Here is a 17,350-nt window from a genome sequence, read left to right on the forward strand (position 1 = left end):
CCCCTTATTAAATCCATATTATTATTTAACTTTTGTTTTAAAATGTGGTTCATACATGTTTTTAAGTTATTTATGAAAATTTCTTTAAAAATGAAAAAAATGGAACCTTATTAAAAGGTCCCATTAATAGAACATACGGTTTTTTCGGCGTTTACGGACTATCTTGACAATTAGTAACCCAGCTATAATGACAATGGTACTTGAAACAATTCCCCATGAACTAAATTGATTCAATTCTGTCTTAGTGTGATCAATAGCTTCTGGAGTATTGTTATTTGTAGAAGCTGGCAATACCTCTTGAAGATCATACGCATCTATGGTCATGCCTTGATCATTTTTTATAATGAGTTGACCTTGCTGATTAACTTCGTGTGTCCATACTAAATTTCGATCAGCTGTAAAAACAAAATCATCTTCAAAAATATATTCTCGGTTCCCAATCTGATAATTTTGAGATGTAGCTTCTACAGTGAAAGTTTTAAAATTTTCAAAACCATAATCGAGCAGTTCATTAGTATCTTGATAGGCTGCATCAGCGGTCGTTGAATTTAATGTGACAACAATTAAATCAAGATGCTCTTGGCTTGCGGAGGAGACCAAAGTAAATCCAGATTGACTCACAAAACCATTTTTAACACCTGTTACATCATCACGCTGTCGAACTAATCTATGGTGGTTATAAAGGGTGGTATCCCATCCTTCACCGTCCCACTCCATTTGTTTGGTTCCGACAATTTCTCTGAACGTTTCATTTTGCATCGCATATTGAGTAATCTTAGCCATATCACTAGCAGTCGTCACATGTTTGGGATCATAAAGACCATGTGGGTTTTCAAAATTTGAATTAGTGACACCTATTTCTTCCTTAACAAAACGGTTCATTCGATCGGAAAAATCTTCAACACTTCCATCCATATGCTCTGCAATAGCGACACCTGCATCGTTACCCGAATTAAGAAGTAGCCCCTTTACTAGCTTTTCCATTTTTACTTGTTCACCGGGCTCTAAATAAACTCTAGTACCGATAACATTCCTGGCATTTTCACTAACCGTAACTGTATCACCTAGGTTACCTTGCTCTATTGCAATAATAGCCGTTACAATCTTGGTAATGCTAGCAGGGTACATTGACTTTTCAGCAGATTGGCTATATAAAACTTCCCCAGAATTTGCATCTACTAATATAGCAGCTTCGCTGTTTATATTAATATTTTATGTTCCTCTCCAAATATCTGAAAAGGTGTTAAGAGTATGATGATTAGTATGGGAATAAGTACTCTAGTTAGAAACATGAAATTACCCCTCAGCTATTTTATAAGGTTCAGTATAATCTAATATATGTACAAGGTGCAATAAATCATGAAAGTTGTAACAAAATTTTAAACAGGGTAATTTAACCAAATAAAAAGAGCCCTTTCCGAATGGGCTCTTAGTCATTTGTTCTTGTGACGGATTCAAATCCAATTTCCTTGTGTGACCCATCGCAAAAAGGCTTGTTTTTGGAAGCCCCACAACGGCATAATGAAAAAAGTGGGCTTTGTCTCGTACTTATTTCCTTCTGCATCTAATAATTCAACATCACCTTTAACTAGGATTGAACCATTATCACGCACTTGAATAATTGGTCGATCGCTCATATTTAACTCCCCCTCTATTCTTTTTTATGTTTATCTTACCATGATGTGAGATGGAATTCTAGAAGCGATTATAAGTTCAAGCTAATCAGGTTTTGTTCTATATGAGGTGTTCACTATGCTAGGTTAGATGTATAATTGTTCTATAAATACCATAAAGGATGTTGTAGATGTTTTTCGCACTTATAAAGAAACGTATCCAAAAGATTGATAATAAACTTTTATATGTCATACTGTTAATTGCTTTTATCTTTGTATCTTCCTATATTATTCACTATTTAGAACCAGAAACATTTACATCTTATTTCACCGCATTGTGGTGGATTATGACGACGGTCACAACGGTTGGTTATGGGGATTTATCTCCAGTCACATTGGCTGGTCAATTATATGCCATGACAGTTGTGTACATAGTTGGAATTGGATTAATGGGTGTTGTGATTGGATACATTGTTGATGGGATACAGGAGTATCGTCGTAAAAAGGAGGAAGGTAAGTTGGATTATAAAGAAAAAGGTCATTATATTATTATTAATTATACAAAACGATCAAAAGAAACCATTAATGAATTATTAAATATGCAAGAAAAACGTGATGTTGTATTGATTGATGAAAGCTTAGAGAAAACCCCGTTTAGACATGATAGAGTTCATTTTATTTCGGGTAATCCGGCGTATGTCAATACATTACACCAAGCCAACATTAAAGAAAGTCATGCTGTTTTGATTTTTGCATCAGATGATGTGAAAAATTATTCATTAGCTGACGGACAGACGCTATTAATTACAACAACTATTGAGGGTCTTGGGAATCATGAAGAATTTGAAGTTTATACTATTGCTGAAATCTTGTACGATCATCATATTTCAGCATTTAAACATTCAAAAGTAGATGAATTTATTACTCCTAATCAAACGAGTGCTCACCTCATTGCTAAAAGTGCCACGTTTAAAGGTGCTAGTGAGATGTTTAGGCAACTAACGTCAACTAATTACGGTCATGACCTATATACAATTAAAAAGGATCCTAAATGGAAAACCTATCGTGATGCATACAACGCTTTATTAGATTACGGAGCCACGTTATTAGCTGAAGGTGAACGGTTAGGAATTGCTAAAAAGCAGATGAAAGAATTCCTGACAATACTGAACTAATGATTATATGCGATCAGGAAACCTATGAGGAAATTTCTAATAATATACCAGGATAAAGACAAGGGTTCACTCTTGTCTTTTTTCATTTTATTTCCTTGTATAGTCTCGCCTTTATTTTAAAACCTATTATTGTAGTCAAAAATATGAAACGGAGTGAAGTCAATGATGCAAGAACATAGTGAGACACCTAACAATTTCTTTGATCAATCCATTTTAGATTACAAAGAAGGGTTAAATCATTTAAAGGATCAATTACCTAGGATGACTCAAGGTTATTTTGATTTTACTGAATCTTGTTTTGAAGCTGGTGCAATAGATGAAAAGACGAAGCAGTTAATAGCATTAGCCATCAGCATTTATGCTCAGGATGAGTACTGCATTATTTATCATACAAAAGGTGCAACTGAACACAATGCGTCCGAAAAGGAAATAATGGAAACGGTTGCTGTTAGTGCTGCTTTAGGTGGTGGTGCTGCAATGGCTCAAGGCGTGACATTAACTATGGATTCTTATCACCACTATTCAAATACTGAGCATTAATCCCACTTTCCTGTGACATTCATACAATAATGATGACGAATGTTACAGGAGGTTTTTTATGGCAACTTCTTTAGGTACTTTTCTTAATGAGATGCATTGGTGGCTGATGAATTATAAAGAACAGTTGCATCGTTCAGTTAATTCTGTAAATAACCGAACTGATGTTACTGAAATTGAAAGTAAGCTCAATCTACTAATTAAACGTGTATCCTTCTATTTAGGTCATCAAGATGAATTCACATCTGATAAGGCGCTTGAAATTAAGCAGGATGCTGAAACTTTAGCTCATGAATGGAACCAAATACAGAAATATGACAAGCGTCAATCAAAAATGAAGCAATTGGAATCGGTCAACATCAACTTCCTCCACTCCCCTATTCATACGATGCACTCGAACCATTATTGATGAAAAATCATGAGGCTTCATCACGACAAACACCATTTAAGCTATGTAAATGGACTCAATACGGCAGAACGTGAGTTAGAAAGAGCTCGTAAGACTAATAACTTTGATTTAATAAAACACTGGGAAAGAGAGCTAGCATTTAATGGAGCTGGACATTATTTGCATACTATCTTTTGGAATATTATGAGCCCAGATGGTGGTGGGAAGCCCAAGAGCAATTTACTTAAAGCGATTAATCAATCATTCGGAAATTATGAACAGTTTAAAAAGCAGTTTTCTGAAGCTGCCAAAAGTGTCGAAGGTGTCGGGTGGTCTATTCTCGTTTATTCTCCTAGATCTCATAGATTAGAGATTCTGCAAGCAGAAAAACATCAAAATTTAAGTCAATGGGATGCCATCCCGCTATTAGTATTAGACGTATGGGAACACGCTTATTATTTGCAGTATGAGAATAATCGAGCAAAATATGTTGATGAGTGGTGGAACATCGTAAACTGGGATGAAGTTACAAAACGTTATCAAGCAGCTAAAAAACTTAAATGGGAAGCTTATTAGTTAACATAACAAAATTATGGTTAATTATTTTGTTTTACTCCCTCTTTATCTTTCATTTGATATAATAATAGATAGAAAAACTAGGGGGATTATATTTTGTTTAAAAGAGAGAGATCAAAGCTGACAAAAGATCAATTAATTAAACGAGCTTCTATGACACTAGGTATACTTGGTGGTTTATATGTTATTTTAAACCTAATACCTCTTCATACCATTGACGTTAAACCGTTTTATAAACAAGACAAACCTCTTGTTATAGCCCACCAAGGCGGCGAACACTTAGCACCATCAAGCACGATGCCTGCTTTTAAGAAAGCAAATAAATTTGGTGCGGATGTGCTTGAGACTGACATTCATATTTCAAAAGATGGTTATTTAATTGCGATTCACGATCCAACAGTTGACCGAACTACTAATGGAACAGGATATGTGAAAGACCTTCAATTAAATGAACTTAAAAAGTTAGATGCAGGCTATTATTGGAGTGATCAAGATGGCAATTTTCCTTACAGAGGTCAGGGTGTATCATTAATAACTGTTGAAGAATTATTTAATGCCTTTCCGAATCAGCGATTTTTAATAGAAATTAAAGATACAAATCCTTATAATCGTATAGAAGAAATTTCAAAAAGGCTCAATCACTTAATTACAGAAAATGGCTTAGAGGATCAAGTGACGATAGCTTCTTTTGACCACGATATCGTTGAAACATTTCAAGACGTTGCAGATGATGATATAGCATTATCTGCTGGAGAACAAGAAGTTAGAGAATTTGTCTTGACTCATAAATTCTTTGCAAAAAACCTATACTTCCCTTCTGTTGATTCTATGCAATTACCTGTGCAAGCAAGCGGTTATGATCTAACGACACCCGATATTTTAGAAAGCGCGGAGTCAATGGGTTTACAGATTCACTACTGGACAATTAATGAACCAGAAGTGATGAAAACATTAATAAAGCGCGGTGCAGATGGGATTGTAACAGACAGACCTGATTTATTAATTAAAGTGTTAAAAGAATTAGGATATTAATTCATTGAACTACTCCTACCTAAACTCAAATGCTACTTAAGGAAGGAGTCTTCTACCACCAAAGATAAAAACAGCGCTGTTCACATACAGCGCTGTTTTTAATATGGTTATCTTTTTTATAAAATTGTTTAGCTAAATCGACTACATAACCACTACCGCCATGGTTATGAACACCTTCAACCATAATGGCTAATACCATTTCAGGGTTTGATTGATCATAAGATACGAAGAATCCGTTCTCGGCCCCTTCTTCATCTCGGCTTGTTTTTAATTCAGCTGTCCCCGTCTTACCAGCGATTTTATTGCCTGAAATGTTTATGCTCTTTGCTGTACCTTCTGTAACGACTTTTCTTAAAAGGTTTTGTAATAATTTAGCATTCTCTTGACTGACCATTTGATCTATCCATGCTTCTTGTTCTTCATTAGCTCTAAGTAATGGCTTCATCACAGTTCCATCATTGACAATTCCGCCATATAAAGAAGCTAGATGCACAATATTCATAAGTACTTCGCCTTGGCCATATGCGCTGTCAGCTAATAGAACCTCACGATTTAGGTCACCACTATTTGAAATTTGTGAATCTGCTACAGGATATTCAAATGGAAACTCTTGACCAAAGCCAAGTCGAGTTAGACCTTCTGTGAACGTCTCTGCACCCATCTCAGTTGCCATCATCGCAAAATAAATGTTATCAGAATGAACCATGGCTGTTTCTAAATCAACTTTTTCATATTGTTCATAAACACGTGTAACAGAATAGTTCCCCCAAGAGTCATCTTTACGCCAACTCTTCCCGGTAATCGTTTTTGTTTCATTTGGGTTAAGTTTTCCATGTTCTAACCCAACAGCTGCACTTATTGGCTTCATAACTGAACCCGGAGAAAATGATGCAGCAAAACGATTTAACGTTGGATTCAACTTATTATTAGATAAAGCTTCATAATCGGATTGTTTAAAACCAAGGACATAGTCATTTGGGTCAAACGCTGGGAAACTGACAAGACTTGTCACTTCACCCGTTTTAGGGTTAATCGTCGCGGCGGTACCTGCTTCATCTTTTAAAGTATTATAAAGTTGTTTCTGGAGTTTAACATCAATTGTCAGCTTGACCGTTTCACCGTTTACCGGATCTTTTTAGCGATAGTTTGTGTTGATGAATTCGGTTTAAGGATCTTTAATTCTACCCCGTCTTTCCCCCTAAGTTTCTCTTCATACAGTTGTTCTAAACCACGTTTTCCGATCACATCTTGAGCTGTGTAACCTTGGTCTTTAAACTCTTCTAATTCTTCAGCTGTAATAGAACCGATATATCCTGTTAAATGAGATACTGCTTTACCATAATTATAAACACGATCCATAGTGTAATCAGAACCTACTCCGTCTATGGCAATAGCACGAGTCATTAAATCTTCATCATCAAGGCTCAGTTTCTTAATCGGAACCAACAAGTGAGGCTGCACCCAACTTTGATTGAGTTTCTCTTCGATGGATTCTTTTGATATATCTAAAATTTGGGCTAGTTTAGGTATATTAGAATCGTTAAAATTCTCAGGTACAATTCCAATTTCATAGACCTCACCTTGAGTTGCTAAAAATTTCCGTTACGGTCGACAATGTCACCTCTTTTAGCTGGTGTAGTCGATAGGCGTACCTCATCCCCTTTTTCAAGGTTAGGAAGTATGAAAGAAGGGTCCCATTCAACATGCCAAGGGCTTTCTGGATCAAGTTTTTGATTACTTTCACCTGCATATTCTTCAGATACCACTTTTTCAACATGAAGGTCTTTCTGGTAATCAATCGTTCCCGCTATTGTTTCGAAGGAAATTTTTATAGGTATGTCAAAGCTTTGTAAAGATTTTAGATCTTCTTGAGCTAGTTCTTGTTGTTCTATAATTTCTAAAGAAAGGTTTTTAACCTCTAGTGTCTCATATAAATGTTGGTAACGTTCAACATAGTCTTCCTCACTAAACTCAGCAGTTGTACGTTGTAATAGTAACTCATCGTACATCTTTTGAAAGTTATTTTCTTGCCATAAATTTAGATAATCACTGGCTGCATCATACGGATTGGTGTATTCTGGTTCTTTCTCAGAACAGGCTGATATAACTAATAAAAGCCCCAGTAAAAATATGAATTTTTTCAAACCTTCACACCCCTTTTATGTATTACTCATTTATTCACTGATAGTTCGTTAAAATCTTCTGTAGTTTTAAAGCTTTAGATAAATCCCCTTCAGCTTTGATTTTCCCCATCATGAAGGCAGTCGTCGCATTCAAGTTTCCTTCTAACAATTTGTTAAAATGATTTGAGTCCATTTTCAATATACATGTAGGTGACTCCAGCTTGTGATTAAACAACTCTACATGATTCCCATTAAAATCTACACTCCATATTTCTTCTAAATCAGTAATCTTAAATACAAATGATGATGTCATGCCATCGTAATACTTTGGCTCATCATTCATTTTGTTTTTCAATTGAGTTAATTTAGCTTCTAAAGACACGCACTCTCCCCCTTTTTCTTTAATTATACCAAAATTTGAAGGTTTAGTTTACTAAATATGTCTTTGGGGAATAATTAAAATTAAGAATACTTAAGGAGTGAGGACATGCTCTGGACTATTATTTGGATTATTTTAGGGATTTGGTTAATTGGCTTATTATTAGATTTCGCTGGAGGATTAATTCATATTCTCCTCATTATTGCTGGAATCATTTTTATTTATCAATTAGTAACTGGCAAACGAAAATTGTGAAGAGCTTTGGAGTGTTTAGCACTCTAAAGCTCTTTTACTTTTTCATTCAATATCAGATTGATATAATGTATGTCATAGAGAGGTGAAACTAATGAGTAATCACGTTGAAAAAAGCGACGTTTGCAGGTGGTTGTTTTTGGTGCATGGTTAAACCATTTGATCAGTGGGATGGTGTTATTTCAGTTGTATCCGGCTATACAGGTGGTAATGTTAAAACCCAAGTTATGAACAAGTTAAACTTGGAGATACTGGCCATTATGAAGCGGTTCAAATTACATATAACCCAGATAAAATTGATTATCAAACAATATTAGATCTGTATTGGCCACAAATTGATCCAACTGACGCTGGCGGACAGTTTCATGACCGCGGTTCTCAGTATCGTACTGCAATATTTTACCACTCACCTGAACAAAACGCTTAGCTGAACAGTCTAAACAAGAGTTAGAACAAAGCGGTAAATTCTCTAAACCAATTGTCACTGAGATACTTGAAGCTAGTATTTTTTACCCTGCTGAGGGTGAACATCAAGATTTTTATAAAAAGAATCCTGAAGAATATCAGGAAGACCGTAAAAAATCAGGACGAGATCAATTTATAGAACAATATTGGAAATAAGAAAATGCCAATCTTCCCTTGCGAATTCATCGCGTGAGAAGTTGGCATTTTTAAATTTAAAAGCAAGGAACAGGACGTTCTAGTGCCGACGTGTTCGCAAATGCTTCTTGCATTACTTCTGCTTAAGTTTTGCGCTGAGCAATCGCAGGAGGATGATGTGGCCCGTTTAGTCGGCTCACTGAGTGGTTAAACGGGCGCCCCGCGTCCTTTATTTTAAGTAATAATCAAACCAACCTGCAATATGCTCTAAACGTTCAATTCTGAGGTTCGGTTTACCTGTACGAGATAAATTATGATCTGAATCCGGGAAGCGAACAAATTCAGTTTCGTTTCCTTGATGCTTAAGAGCTATAAATAATTGTTCAGCTTGCTCCATTGGACAACGGAAATCTAGTTCATTATGGATGATTTTAAGAGGTGTTCTCACCTTTTCTACATAAGCAATTGGCGAATGCTTCCAAAGCTTTTCGACTTCCCCTAAATCAGCTTTAATTTGCCACTCATTAAAGTAATACCCTATATCACTTACACCTCTGAAGCTAATCCAGTTTGAAATACTTCTTTGAGTCACCGCCGCTTTAAAGCGATCAGTGTGTCCAACAATCCAGTTCGTCATAAATCCACCATAGCTTCCGCCAGTAACCCCTAAACGGCTCTCATCAATCCAATTATATTTAGATAAAATATAGTCTACTCCATTCATAATGTCTTGGTAATCCCCGTTACCATAGTCTCCGCGAACCGCATCCACAAATTCTTGACTGTAACTATGACTTCCTCTAGGGTTCACGTACAGAACAGCATAACCTTTAGCCGCTAAGTACTGCATTTCATGGAAGAACGTATTTGCGTAAAAAGCATGTGGTCCTCCGTGAATATTAACGACCATCGGATAGGATTTATCCTCTTTAAACTGTGATGGTTTCATAAACCAACCATGAACAGTCCAGTCATCCTTACTCGTATAAGAAATAGCTTCAGGTTCGACAACTTCTACTTCGTCTAGGAAGTCTTGATTAATAGACGTTAATTTTTTAATTCTCCTGAAGTTATATCTAGTTCATACAATTCACTAGGATTTATTGGAGTGCTTATCGTGAGTAAGGCTTTCTGTTCGTCTTTATATAAGTCAAATCCAAATACGTGTAAATTATCTTTTAGTGCTGGATAGAGCTCACCATCAATGTTTCCATAATAGAGATTTACATTACCTTGATCTGATACAGGAAAGTAGAAATCACGATCCGATGCCCATTCAACACCATGTAAATAAGTTGTTGCTGAGTATCTGCCACAACAAAATCACCAATTGGCGCATCTAGTTCAGTTGTTAATGGTGTGACGACTCCAGAGTCTAGTTCATAATGATAGATTTCAGTGTGTGTAGCATTATAATATTTACGGCCCATATGTATAAATAAAAGTTGTTGACCGTTTGGAGAGACGGTAAAGCTTGAGACATAGCCATCTTCTGTTGGAATTTCCTGATCTTCGTTTCGATCTAAATGATGAATATAAACGTTATGATTGAAGTTAAAATCTTGGTTCACATCTTCATCAGTTGAATATACAAATGTTGAGTTGTTAATCCAGGATTGAAAAATAAAATTTTGTTTTCCTTTTTTAACAGTTTTGACATCCTCTGAAGACAAATCTAGTAATTTTAGTTGTTGGTACTTCTCTTTGAGCAAACCTGCCCCATCAGCTTTATACTTCATACGATGAATCACTTTAGGCTTAGGGAGCTCTTGTTCGTCTTTATCCTTATCATCTGAACTGTCATCTCCTTCTAAGCTATAACCTGTCTGATAGATAATTCGCTTAGAATCTGGGGAGAACTCAGCACTTGTTACGCCTTCTTTTTCATCTGTAACTTTTTTAGCTTCTCCACCTTTTGTGGAAAGAATGTAGACTTGATTCTTATCGTCACGATTGGATAGAAATAGAATATTTTGTCCATCATTTGACCATCTAGGGTGTGACACGCTTTGTTTGCCATATGTCCACTGAGTAGCGTCATTGGTTTTTAAATCTAAATGATATAAATTTGATACATATTTATTCTCATCTTGATCTAATGTTGTTTTGACAAATACAGCTTCTTTTTGTAGGTGAGACTCTCGGGTCTGCAACTGAATCAATTCGGAATAAATCTTCTGCTTTTAATACTCTTTTAGTTGTCATCAAATCCCCCTCATTGTTTAATGCAATTAAACAAATTATAGCGAAAGAAACTGTATTTGTCGAATTTTCTTACTATTGAATCTCCTGATAAAGTTGACGGAATGTTTGTAGATAATCTGCATTTTGATAAATTGCTTGCTTTTGACTAATTAATTCTTGTTGCTGTTTCTTTATAATTTTGAATTACTTGATCTTTTGATTTCTTAAATTGAGATTCAAAGTGTGATTTTAGCTCAGAATTAAGAGTTTCTACATTGGATTTCACTGCATTATCCAGTTTGGTATTGAGCTGTTCGAATAATTCTTGGACCTCTTGTTGTTCAAAGAACTCTTTTTTATTTTTATAAATAGCAGATAAATCATCAGCGTTTTGTTCTGTTAAAAGCTCTGTCATTTGGAGTAAATTAGGTTCAGAAAAAGATTTTTCTTTAAATAGTAACTTAGTAAGCTCGGTGTTGTTCTCAATATATTGGTTCACTTGTTTTACCCATTCATCTAACGTTAACGACATCTTTCTTTCAAGTATGATTAGTGTAGTATTAAACTCTTTTGACCATTGTTCAGCAAGATAGCTTTGTAATCTCTTTAGTGCAATCTTGATCTGCTGTCTGCCTTGTTTTCCATTTGCATCAATAGTGACTGGATTGATTGAATCTTTCATTAAGTCCGTTAATTGAATCATAAGTCGTTGGTGTAAATAGTGAGTCAATTCATTAATTTCTTGTTCCAAATGGTTAATGTACAATGCATCAGATTCTTCTTCTGTCCATTTTAAGACTTCTTTCAGTTGTTTTTGTAATTCAATTAGCTTTTGTTCTTGTTCTTCCTTATTTGATTCAGCTTCCTTAATGGTTGATGAAAGATATTCGTTTAATCGCTTAAGTTCTAAATCTAACTGATTAGCCATTATTTCTTTAGCATCTTGCTCGATAAATTGATCAAAACGATGGAAAAACGGTTGATCATCTACCTTTTCTTCCCCGTCCATTAATGCTTTACTTGAAAGTGAATAGACAGAAGGTTGATTAATTCCATATTGTTGTAGTTGATCAACTAAATAATTCTCTACAAGTTTCAGTTCTTGTTGGTCTTTAGCTAAATCGGCCGCATTTAAAATAAAGAACATTTTATCTAATGCAAACGTATCCTTAACTCGGCCTAATTGAATTAAAAATTCTCTATCAGCCCTTGAAAATGCATGATTATAATAGTTAACGTAAATAATCGCATCTGAATGCTTCACATAATGTAATGATGTGTTTGTATGCCTTGAGTGAATGGAATCAGCACCTGGAGTATCCACTAATGTGATGCCTTTTCTGGTTAAATCACAATCATAAAAATGGTCATTTCTTCAATGAAACATGAAATCGATTCAATGGTGACATATTTAGGAAACTCACTAATCGTGATGGCACGCTCTTTTCCTAATTCTGTACGTTTTGTTGATAACCTTCAAGAAATGCTTGGATAAAAGATGCTTCGGTTTGATGCAAATGTTTCAATAACGTTTTGATGTTTTTGATAAATACTTTACTAAATCAGATAAAGCATTAAAGGTCTCGCTCGTATATGGCTCAATAATTTTATATAATTGATTTAATAATTGGTCATCAGTTTTATATTGAACTAACACATCACCATGTTCATGTTTCTCAGAAACAGGAGCGATTTTATTAATAGCCGCTGTTGTAGGATTTGGAGAGGCGGGTAAAACTGCTTCACCTAACCAAGCATTTGCAAATGACGATTTCCCAGCACTAAAGGCTCCAAATAAAGCAATGGTCATTTGTGTGTTCTCTAACTGATTAAATTGTTCTGTAATTGATTTATTAAAAGGCTCTAATGGTGATAAGTCTTTTATATAACTAAGTGCAACTTGACTTCTTTTCTTAATAGCTTCAGCATTTAAACGTTCATCCTTATTCACTGCTTTAGTTTCATGCTCAGTTTCTTCTTCAGTTATGTCACGTCTTAATAGCTCATTAATATCGACACTTTGAGTGTAGAAGAATTCCTTCGCAGCGAGTTCGATTTTATCATTAGATGTATCTTCATTAAAAACTTGGTCTTTGAGCTGAGTAACTAATTGCCCTTTTTGTTCTTCTAATGCGTCAAGATCTTGAAAATCTTCTAGTTCTGATTCAATTTGCTTTATATTTTCATTAATTTTTTCAATTTTTCTATCTTGATGTTGTTTCATAATCCCTTCAAGATCTGTTGTGATTGATGCCGCTTCTTGTTTAACTTTCTTAGATAAATCTTTATGAAGCTGATCAGTATAAATTAAAACAGAATTAGCATTGATTTCTGCTGAAGGATTGACTGACTTATTTAAATCTTCTTCAGTAATCTTTAAACTAAAGTTTTGAATGTTTTCTGTTAGTGCTTGGTCTTCTAATTGTTCTTCGCTCATTATGTCCAATAGCAGTCTGCGAATATGCCAAATCATTTCAGTTTTGACTCGCTCTTGAATAGCTTTCAAAAATTCACTTTGTCTTCTCTGTTTTTCTTCTTCTGTTTTTTTCCTAGAAAATATTCTTCCAACTTTAAACTTTGGCTGAAGGGACTCTAAATACAATTTTGCTGATTCACGAGTTTCAAAAGTCATAATATAAGCGTTTTTGAAACAAATCGTTCATTTTTTGGTTCAGCTTCGAACGAAACTGATCCTTTTCTTCAATGATTAATTTCTTTTCTTCAAACAAACGTTTTGATTGAATTTCGTTTTTCATTTACAGAATCGTATTCATTTTGGTTTAAATCAAGTTTATGATTAGCCCATTCTTCCATTAAGTTTTCTAACTCAAACGATAATTTATCAACGATTAATCGCTCTTGATCTTCAATTAATTGTTGTAAAAATTGTTGAAGGTTTTCGAATTGATTAAGCTCATGTCCCTCATTAATTAAAGACGTATAGAATATGTGTTTTGGCTTAAGTCCCCAAGAACGACAACTCTCCTTTAATGACTGTTTAAATGAGTCGAATTGTAGCTCTTCATCATTGTGCTTATCGACCTGATTAACGACCATTACGTATGGTACTCTGTTATCTTCAAGTTCTCTAAGAAATTTAAAATTCACTTCTGATTGAACGTGATTATAATCCATTACATAAACAAAAAATCAATTAGATACGTGTTAGATAACGTTCTCTTGAACTCTTCATCATCAGAGGAATCGATACCAGGTGTATCCATTAAGTAATGTCATTTTCAACACATTGATAGGTTTTTGGATGGTGATCGATTCAACCGTCTCACCGTTACGTGCAAGTTGTTTAACATGATCTAAATTAATCGTTTCCTCTTTTGCCTGGAGATTGTTAGGAAGATGATAGGTGGTTGATTCCGCATTTCCGTATTGTATTTCGACAATGTTCGCACTAGTTGGAATTGGACTAGATGGGAGAATATCATCTTCTAACAATGCATTAATTAACGTTGATTTTCCTGCAGAAAAATGCCCTGTAAACCCAATCGTTAATTGCCTCTTTTGCCATTTCTTATACAGTTTTAATAACTTTTGATTAATATTTTGATACGGCTCTCTTTCGAATATGTTCCATAAGACATCAAAATTATATGAAGTTTTTATTTTGTCAGTTGTGATCATCATGATTCTCCTATACGTTCATATGATTCCTGAAACATCACTTGGTTTTTCCCATTTGATTTAGCTAAATACATATAGTCATCAGCTCGTTTTAATAATGCATCCTTTTCGTCATCTTCTGCGGAAAAAGCGACTCCATAACTAATGGTAATGTTTTCACCTTTTAATTCCGGAATGAGCTGAATCCCGTGCTGAAATAATTTATTCCATTCATTAATTTGTTGTTCTATAGATCTTTTATGTCGATCAAATAAAATAATCGCAAACTCTTCTCCACCATAGCGAAAAGAGTAGCTCTCCATAGGATCTAACTCATGGATTAAAGTATTTCCAAACGCTGATAATACTTGATCGCCAATAGTATGTCCATATCGGTCATTAATTTGTTTAAAATTATCAATGTCTGCCATAATTAATGTAATTGGTTTTTCACTTTGAGTTAGTTTTGACAACGTGTTTTGGAATGAGCGGTGATTATATAGGCCTGTTACATAATCTTTAATTGATTGGTCGTGAAAAGAAACCTTTTCTTTTAAATGTTTTCGTTCCCTTAATGCTAATATTCCAGCAAATAAGCCAATAATAATAAAGAATGATACATTAAAAAGGTAAGTCCAAATAACATCAGTCGTTATATTACTAGCTTGATAGAATCCAATCATTGTGTAGGCTAAAACAGAAAAATTAAAGACCATAACAACCCTTTTGTTCTCCAGTAGATTGTGGCATGCATAAGAAATAGATAAATGACAGGGATAAACCAACTATTCATACCACCTGATAATGCGATCAGCCAAAAAATAACAATAAAGTCCATCACAATTCCAAGTTTTAAGACAAATTGTTGCAATCGTTCTCTTTTAGAAGTAAAAAATAAGGCAATTTGAGTAATTAACATATATGAAAATGCTGTGATAAATAAATAGTCAAATGTCTCGAAAGTCAGCTGAAGCTGTTGTCTAATTGGTTCATAGTAAAATAAGCCAGAACAAACGATTAAAAACAGCCATCTTAATAATGAGAAGAATTGCTCCGTTTGTGTATCAGTTAGATATAATCGTTTCATATTGTAGACCCCTTAGAAATTATTTCATTAATAAAACCCGCCTTTTGGCGAGTCACGTTAAATTAGGAACATTTTTAAAAACACGTGTTCAAAGAGAAAAAAGGCTGAATAACTATATCCAGCCTTTTTAATACCTTATGTTATTCTTGGAAGAATTTACGGTTAATTTCGATATATTCGCGTTCTTCCTCAGGAAGCTCATCTTCATGATAAATAGCTTCTACTGGACATACCGCTTCACATGCACCACAATCAATGCAAATATCTGGATCTATATAGAACATGTCCTTGCCTTCCTCGATACAATCTACCGGGCAGACTTCAACACATTCTGCAGCTTTTTCATCCTTACAAGGTGATGTAATAATAAATGCCAAAGTAACCACTCCTTTATTTTTCTCTAAAACTATCTTAACACATTGTATATAAGAAACCACGTCTGTGCAATGTATTCTAATAAAATTATAAGCACTTTTTTTGTGAATGTGCAAATATACTTATAATAGTGTTCCATCTTAAATACTTAAGGAGGATTTCAAATGGATTTAGTCATTCAACCTGGAATGACCTACTATAGAATATCAAGCATATTCAATGTTCCTCTTCAGCAATTATTGAACGCTAATCCATACACAAACCCAAGTATGCTAAGGATTGGTCAGGTGATCAAAGTTCCTTATTATCAAACCCACAGTTACAAAATCCAAAGTGGAGATACGCTCTGGAGTGTTAGCCAAAATAATCAAATACCTTTAGATCAGATTCTGGCAACAAACCCTATTGACCCTTATCAACTAAGGGTTGGGGATACCATCACTTTACCAGTCAGAATTAACAATGACATTCTTAACTTTGATCAACTTTATACTTCCGAACGTCTAGAAGATGATTTATTTACGTTGGTAAATCAGTACCCATTTATATCGCTTAGAGAAATCGGTCGATCTGTTCAAAATAAACCTATATATGAAGTTTCAATTGGTGAAGGCGACAAACATGTTCATATTAATGGATCTTTCCATGCTAATGAATCCATTACAACATCAGTTATCATGCGTTTTCTACATGATTACTTATTATCTCTTTCATCAGGTGAACCTATTCGCGATGTAAATATGAATGCTTTTTATGATCAAATCACATTATCACTTGTTCCAATGGTCAATCCAGATGGTGTTGATTTAATTAACCAAGGATTACCAGATGATGAAGCGATCCGCGATTTAGTACTATCCATTAATAATCAAAGTACAAATTTTAATAATTGGAAAGCTAATATCAGAGGAGTAGACTTAAATAATCAATATCCTGCTAATTGGGAAATTGAAAGCAATCGAAAACGGCAGCAGCCTTCACCAAGAAATTATCCTGGTCCTTATCCGTTATCAGAACCTGAGGCTAAAACAATGGCTAACTTAGTTGAAGAAAAAGGATTTGATCGCGTTCTTGCCTTACACACTCAAGGTGAGGTCATTTATTGGGGTTATGAGGGTTTAGAACCACGTGAGGCTCAAACAATTGTAAATGAATATGGAAGGGTTAGTGGCTATATCCCTATTCGTTATGTAGATAGTCATGCTGGATTTAAAGACTGGTACATTCAAGAATATAGACGGCCAGGATATACAGTTGAACTTGGACGTGGGACCAACCCTTTACCGTTTAGCCAGTTCGATGAAATATATGAAGAAACACTTGGAATTTTTCTTGTAAATTTATTTTTTGAAAAAAGAGGCTGGGACAGAATAAAATAGTTAAATAAAACCGAATATTGAGTGTATTTGCC

The 17,350-nt window shown here is 34.7% G+C and carries 18 protein-coding genes and 4 pseudogenes; 7 read left to right on the top strand and 15 right to left on the bottom strand.

Annotated elements, in window-relative coordinates:
• Positions 1–123 precede the first annotated feature (123 nt).
• Both JCM13188_RS13645 and JCM13188_RS13650 read right to left on the bottom strand, forming a co-directional pair.
• The gene (locus JCM13188_RS13645; protein ID WP_369405053.1) at positions 124–1,209 is read right to left on the bottom strand and encodes a D-alanyl-D-alanine carboxypeptidase family protein; all 1,086 of its coding nucleotides are present in this window, start codon (positions 1,207–1,209) and stop codon (positions 124–126) included.
• Positions 1,210–1,429: 220 nt separating this feature from the next.
• A pseudogene (locus tag JCM13188_RS13650) lies at positions 1,430–1,637 on the bottom strand (CDGSH iron-sulfur domain-containing protein).
• A 167-nt stretch (positions 1,638–1,804) separates the two neighbouring features.
• On the opposite strand from JCM13188_RS13650, the gene JCM13188_RS13655 reads away from it, so the two are divergent.
• From JCM13188_RS13655 to JCM13188_RS13675, 4 genes and pseudogenes are all read left to right on the top strand, one after another.
• Positions 1,805–2,788 carry a potassium channel family protein gene (locus JCM13188_RS13655; RefSeq protein WP_054754607.1) on the top strand — a complete coding sequence of 328 codons (984 nt, stop codon included), beginning with the start codon at positions 1,805–1,807 and terminating at the stop codon, positions 2,786–2,788.
• 162 nt (positions 2,789–2,950) lie between these two features.
• Positions 2,951–3,328 (top strand): carboxymuconolactone decarboxylase family protein, encoded by a 378-nt coding sequence (locus JCM13188_RS13660; protein WP_377326663.1) that lies wholly within the window; start codon positions 2,951–2,953, stop codon positions 3,326–3,328.
• 58 nt (positions 3,329–3,386) lie between these two features.
• Positions 3,387–4,289: pseudogene (locus JCM13188_RS21320) on the top strand (superoxide dismutase).
• A gap of 96 nt (positions 4,290–4,385) precedes the next feature.
• On the top strand, positions 4,386–5,321 hold the full coding sequence (locus JCM13188_RS13675) for a glycerophosphodiester phosphodiesterase family protein (RefSeq protein ID WP_279401870.1): 936 nt from the start codon (positions 4,386–4,388) through the stop codon (positions 5,319–5,321).
• 52 nt (positions 5,322–5,373) lie between these two features.
• Here JCM13188_RS13675 and JCM13188_RS13680 read toward each other — a convergent pair whose 3' ends face one another.
• From JCM13188_RS13680 to JCM13188_RS13695, 4 genes are read right to left on the bottom strand one after another with little or no spacing between them, the layout of a single operon-like run.
• Positions 5,374–6,426 carry a penicillin-binding transpeptidase domain-containing protein gene (locus tag JCM13188_RS13680; RefSeq protein ID WP_369405054.1) on the bottom strand — a complete coding sequence of 351 codons (1,053 nt, stop codon included), beginning with the start codon at positions 6,424–6,426 and terminating at the stop codon, positions 5,374–5,376.
• Between the two features lie 17 nt (positions 6,427–6,443).
• Positions 6,444–6,887, bottom strand: a complete 444-nt coding sequence (locus tag JCM13188_RS13685; protein ID WP_369405055.1) for a hypothetical protein — start codon at positions 6,885–6,887, stop codon at positions 6,444–6,446.
• A gap of 23 nt (positions 6,888–6,910) precedes the next feature.
• Positions 6,911–7,465: an NTF2-like N-terminal transpeptidase domain-containing protein gene (locus JCM13188_RS13690; RefSeq protein WP_054754612.1), complete on the bottom strand. Its 555-nt coding sequence runs from the start codon at positions 7,463–7,465 to the stop codon at positions 6,911–6,913.
• A 34-nt stretch (positions 7,466–7,499) separates the two neighbouring features.
• Positions 7,500–7,826 (bottom strand): SCP2 sterol-binding domain-containing protein, encoded by a 327-nt coding sequence (locus tag JCM13188_RS13695; RefSeq protein WP_054754613.1) that lies wholly within the window; start codon positions 7,824–7,826, stop codon positions 7,500–7,502.
• 105 nt (positions 7,827–7,931) lie between these two features.
• Here JCM13188_RS13695 and JCM13188_RS19415 point away from each other — a divergent pair, with 105 nt between their 5' ends.
• Entirely contained in the window at positions 7,932–8,078 is a 147-nt protein-coding gene (locus tag JCM13188_RS19415; protein WP_279401871.1) for a lmo0937 family membrane protein, read from the top strand.
• Positions 8,079–8,221: 143 nt separating this feature from the next.
• Positions 8,222–8,696: pseudogene (gene msrA, locus JCM13188_RS13700) on the top strand (peptide-methionine (S)-S-oxide reductase MsrA).
• Positions 8,697–8,904: 208 nt separating this feature from the next.
• On the opposite strand, the gene JCM13188_RS21325 reads toward msrA, so the two are convergent.
• From JCM13188_RS21325 to JCM13188_RS13740, 9 genes and pseudogenes are all read right to left on the bottom strand, one after another.
• Complete coding sequence (locus JCM13188_RS21325) at positions 8,905–9,735, bottom strand: alpha/beta hydrolase family protein (protein WP_369405056.1); 831 nt, start codon at positions 9,733–9,735, stop codon at positions 8,905–8,907.
• Positions 9,736–9,898: 163 nt separating this feature from the next.
• Complete coding sequence (locus JCM13188_RS21330; protein ID WP_369405048.1) at positions 9,899–10,837, bottom strand: TolB family protein; 939 nt, start codon at positions 10,835–10,837, stop codon at positions 9,899–9,901.
• A 188-nt stretch (positions 10,838–11,025) separates the two neighbouring features.
• Positions 11,026–12,210, bottom strand: a pseudogene (locus JCM13188_RS13710) (dynamin family protein); the annotation flags it as partial.
• 171 nt (positions 12,211–12,381) lie between these two features.
• Complete coding sequence (locus JCM13188_RS13715) at positions 12,382–13,491, bottom strand: dynamin family protein (RefSeq protein WP_054754615.1); 1,110 nt, start codon at positions 13,489–13,491, stop codon at positions 12,382–12,384.
• An 89-nt stretch (positions 13,492–13,580) separates the two neighbouring features.
• Positions 13,581–13,994 carry a P-loop NTPase family protein gene (locus JCM13188_RS13720; RefSeq protein ID WP_054754616.1) on the bottom strand — a complete coding sequence of 138 codons (414 nt, stop codon included), beginning with the start codon at positions 13,992–13,994 and terminating at the stop codon, positions 13,581–13,583.
• A gap of 60 nt (positions 13,995–14,054) precedes the next feature.
• Entirely contained in the window at positions 14,055–14,498 is a 444-nt protein-coding gene (locus tag JCM13188_RS13725; RefSeq protein ID WP_054754617.1) for a dynamin family protein, read from the bottom strand.
• On the bottom strand, positions 14,498–15,193 hold the full coding sequence (locus JCM13188_RS13730) for a GGDEF domain-containing protein (protein WP_054754618.1): 696 nt from the start codon (positions 15,191–15,193) through the stop codon (positions 14,498–14,500). The genes JCM13188_RS13725 and JCM13188_RS13730 overlap by 1 nt, the downstream gene beginning before the upstream one ends.
• Positions 15,169–15,564 (bottom strand): hypothetical protein, encoded by a 396-nt coding sequence (locus tag JCM13188_RS13735; RefSeq protein ID WP_054754619.1) that lies wholly within the window; start codon positions 15,562–15,564, stop codon positions 15,169–15,171. Before JCM13188_RS13735 ends, JCM13188_RS13730 begins: the two co-directional genes overlap by 25 nt.
• A 140-nt stretch (positions 15,565–15,704) precedes the next feature.
• Entirely contained in the window at positions 15,705–15,941 is a 237-nt protein-coding gene (locus tag JCM13188_RS13740; protein WP_054754620.1) for a ferredoxin family protein, read from the bottom strand.
• Between the two features lie 162 nt (positions 15,942–16,103).
• Here JCM13188_RS13740 and JCM13188_RS13745 point away from each other — a divergent pair, with 162 nt between their 5' ends.
• Positions 16,104–17,318, top strand: coding sequence for a M14 family metallopeptidase (locus JCM13188_RS13745; protein ID WP_054754621.1), 1,215 nt, complete (start codon positions 16,104–16,106; stop codon positions 17,316–17,318).
• Positions 17,319–17,350 lie beyond the last annotated feature (32 nt).

This window comes from Piscibacillus salipiscarius JCM 13188 (assembly GCF_001311865.1).
In the GTDB taxonomy this organism is placed as follows: domain Bacteria; phylum Bacillota; class Bacilli; order Bacillales; family Alkalibacillaceae; genus Piscibacillus; species Piscibacillus salipiscarius.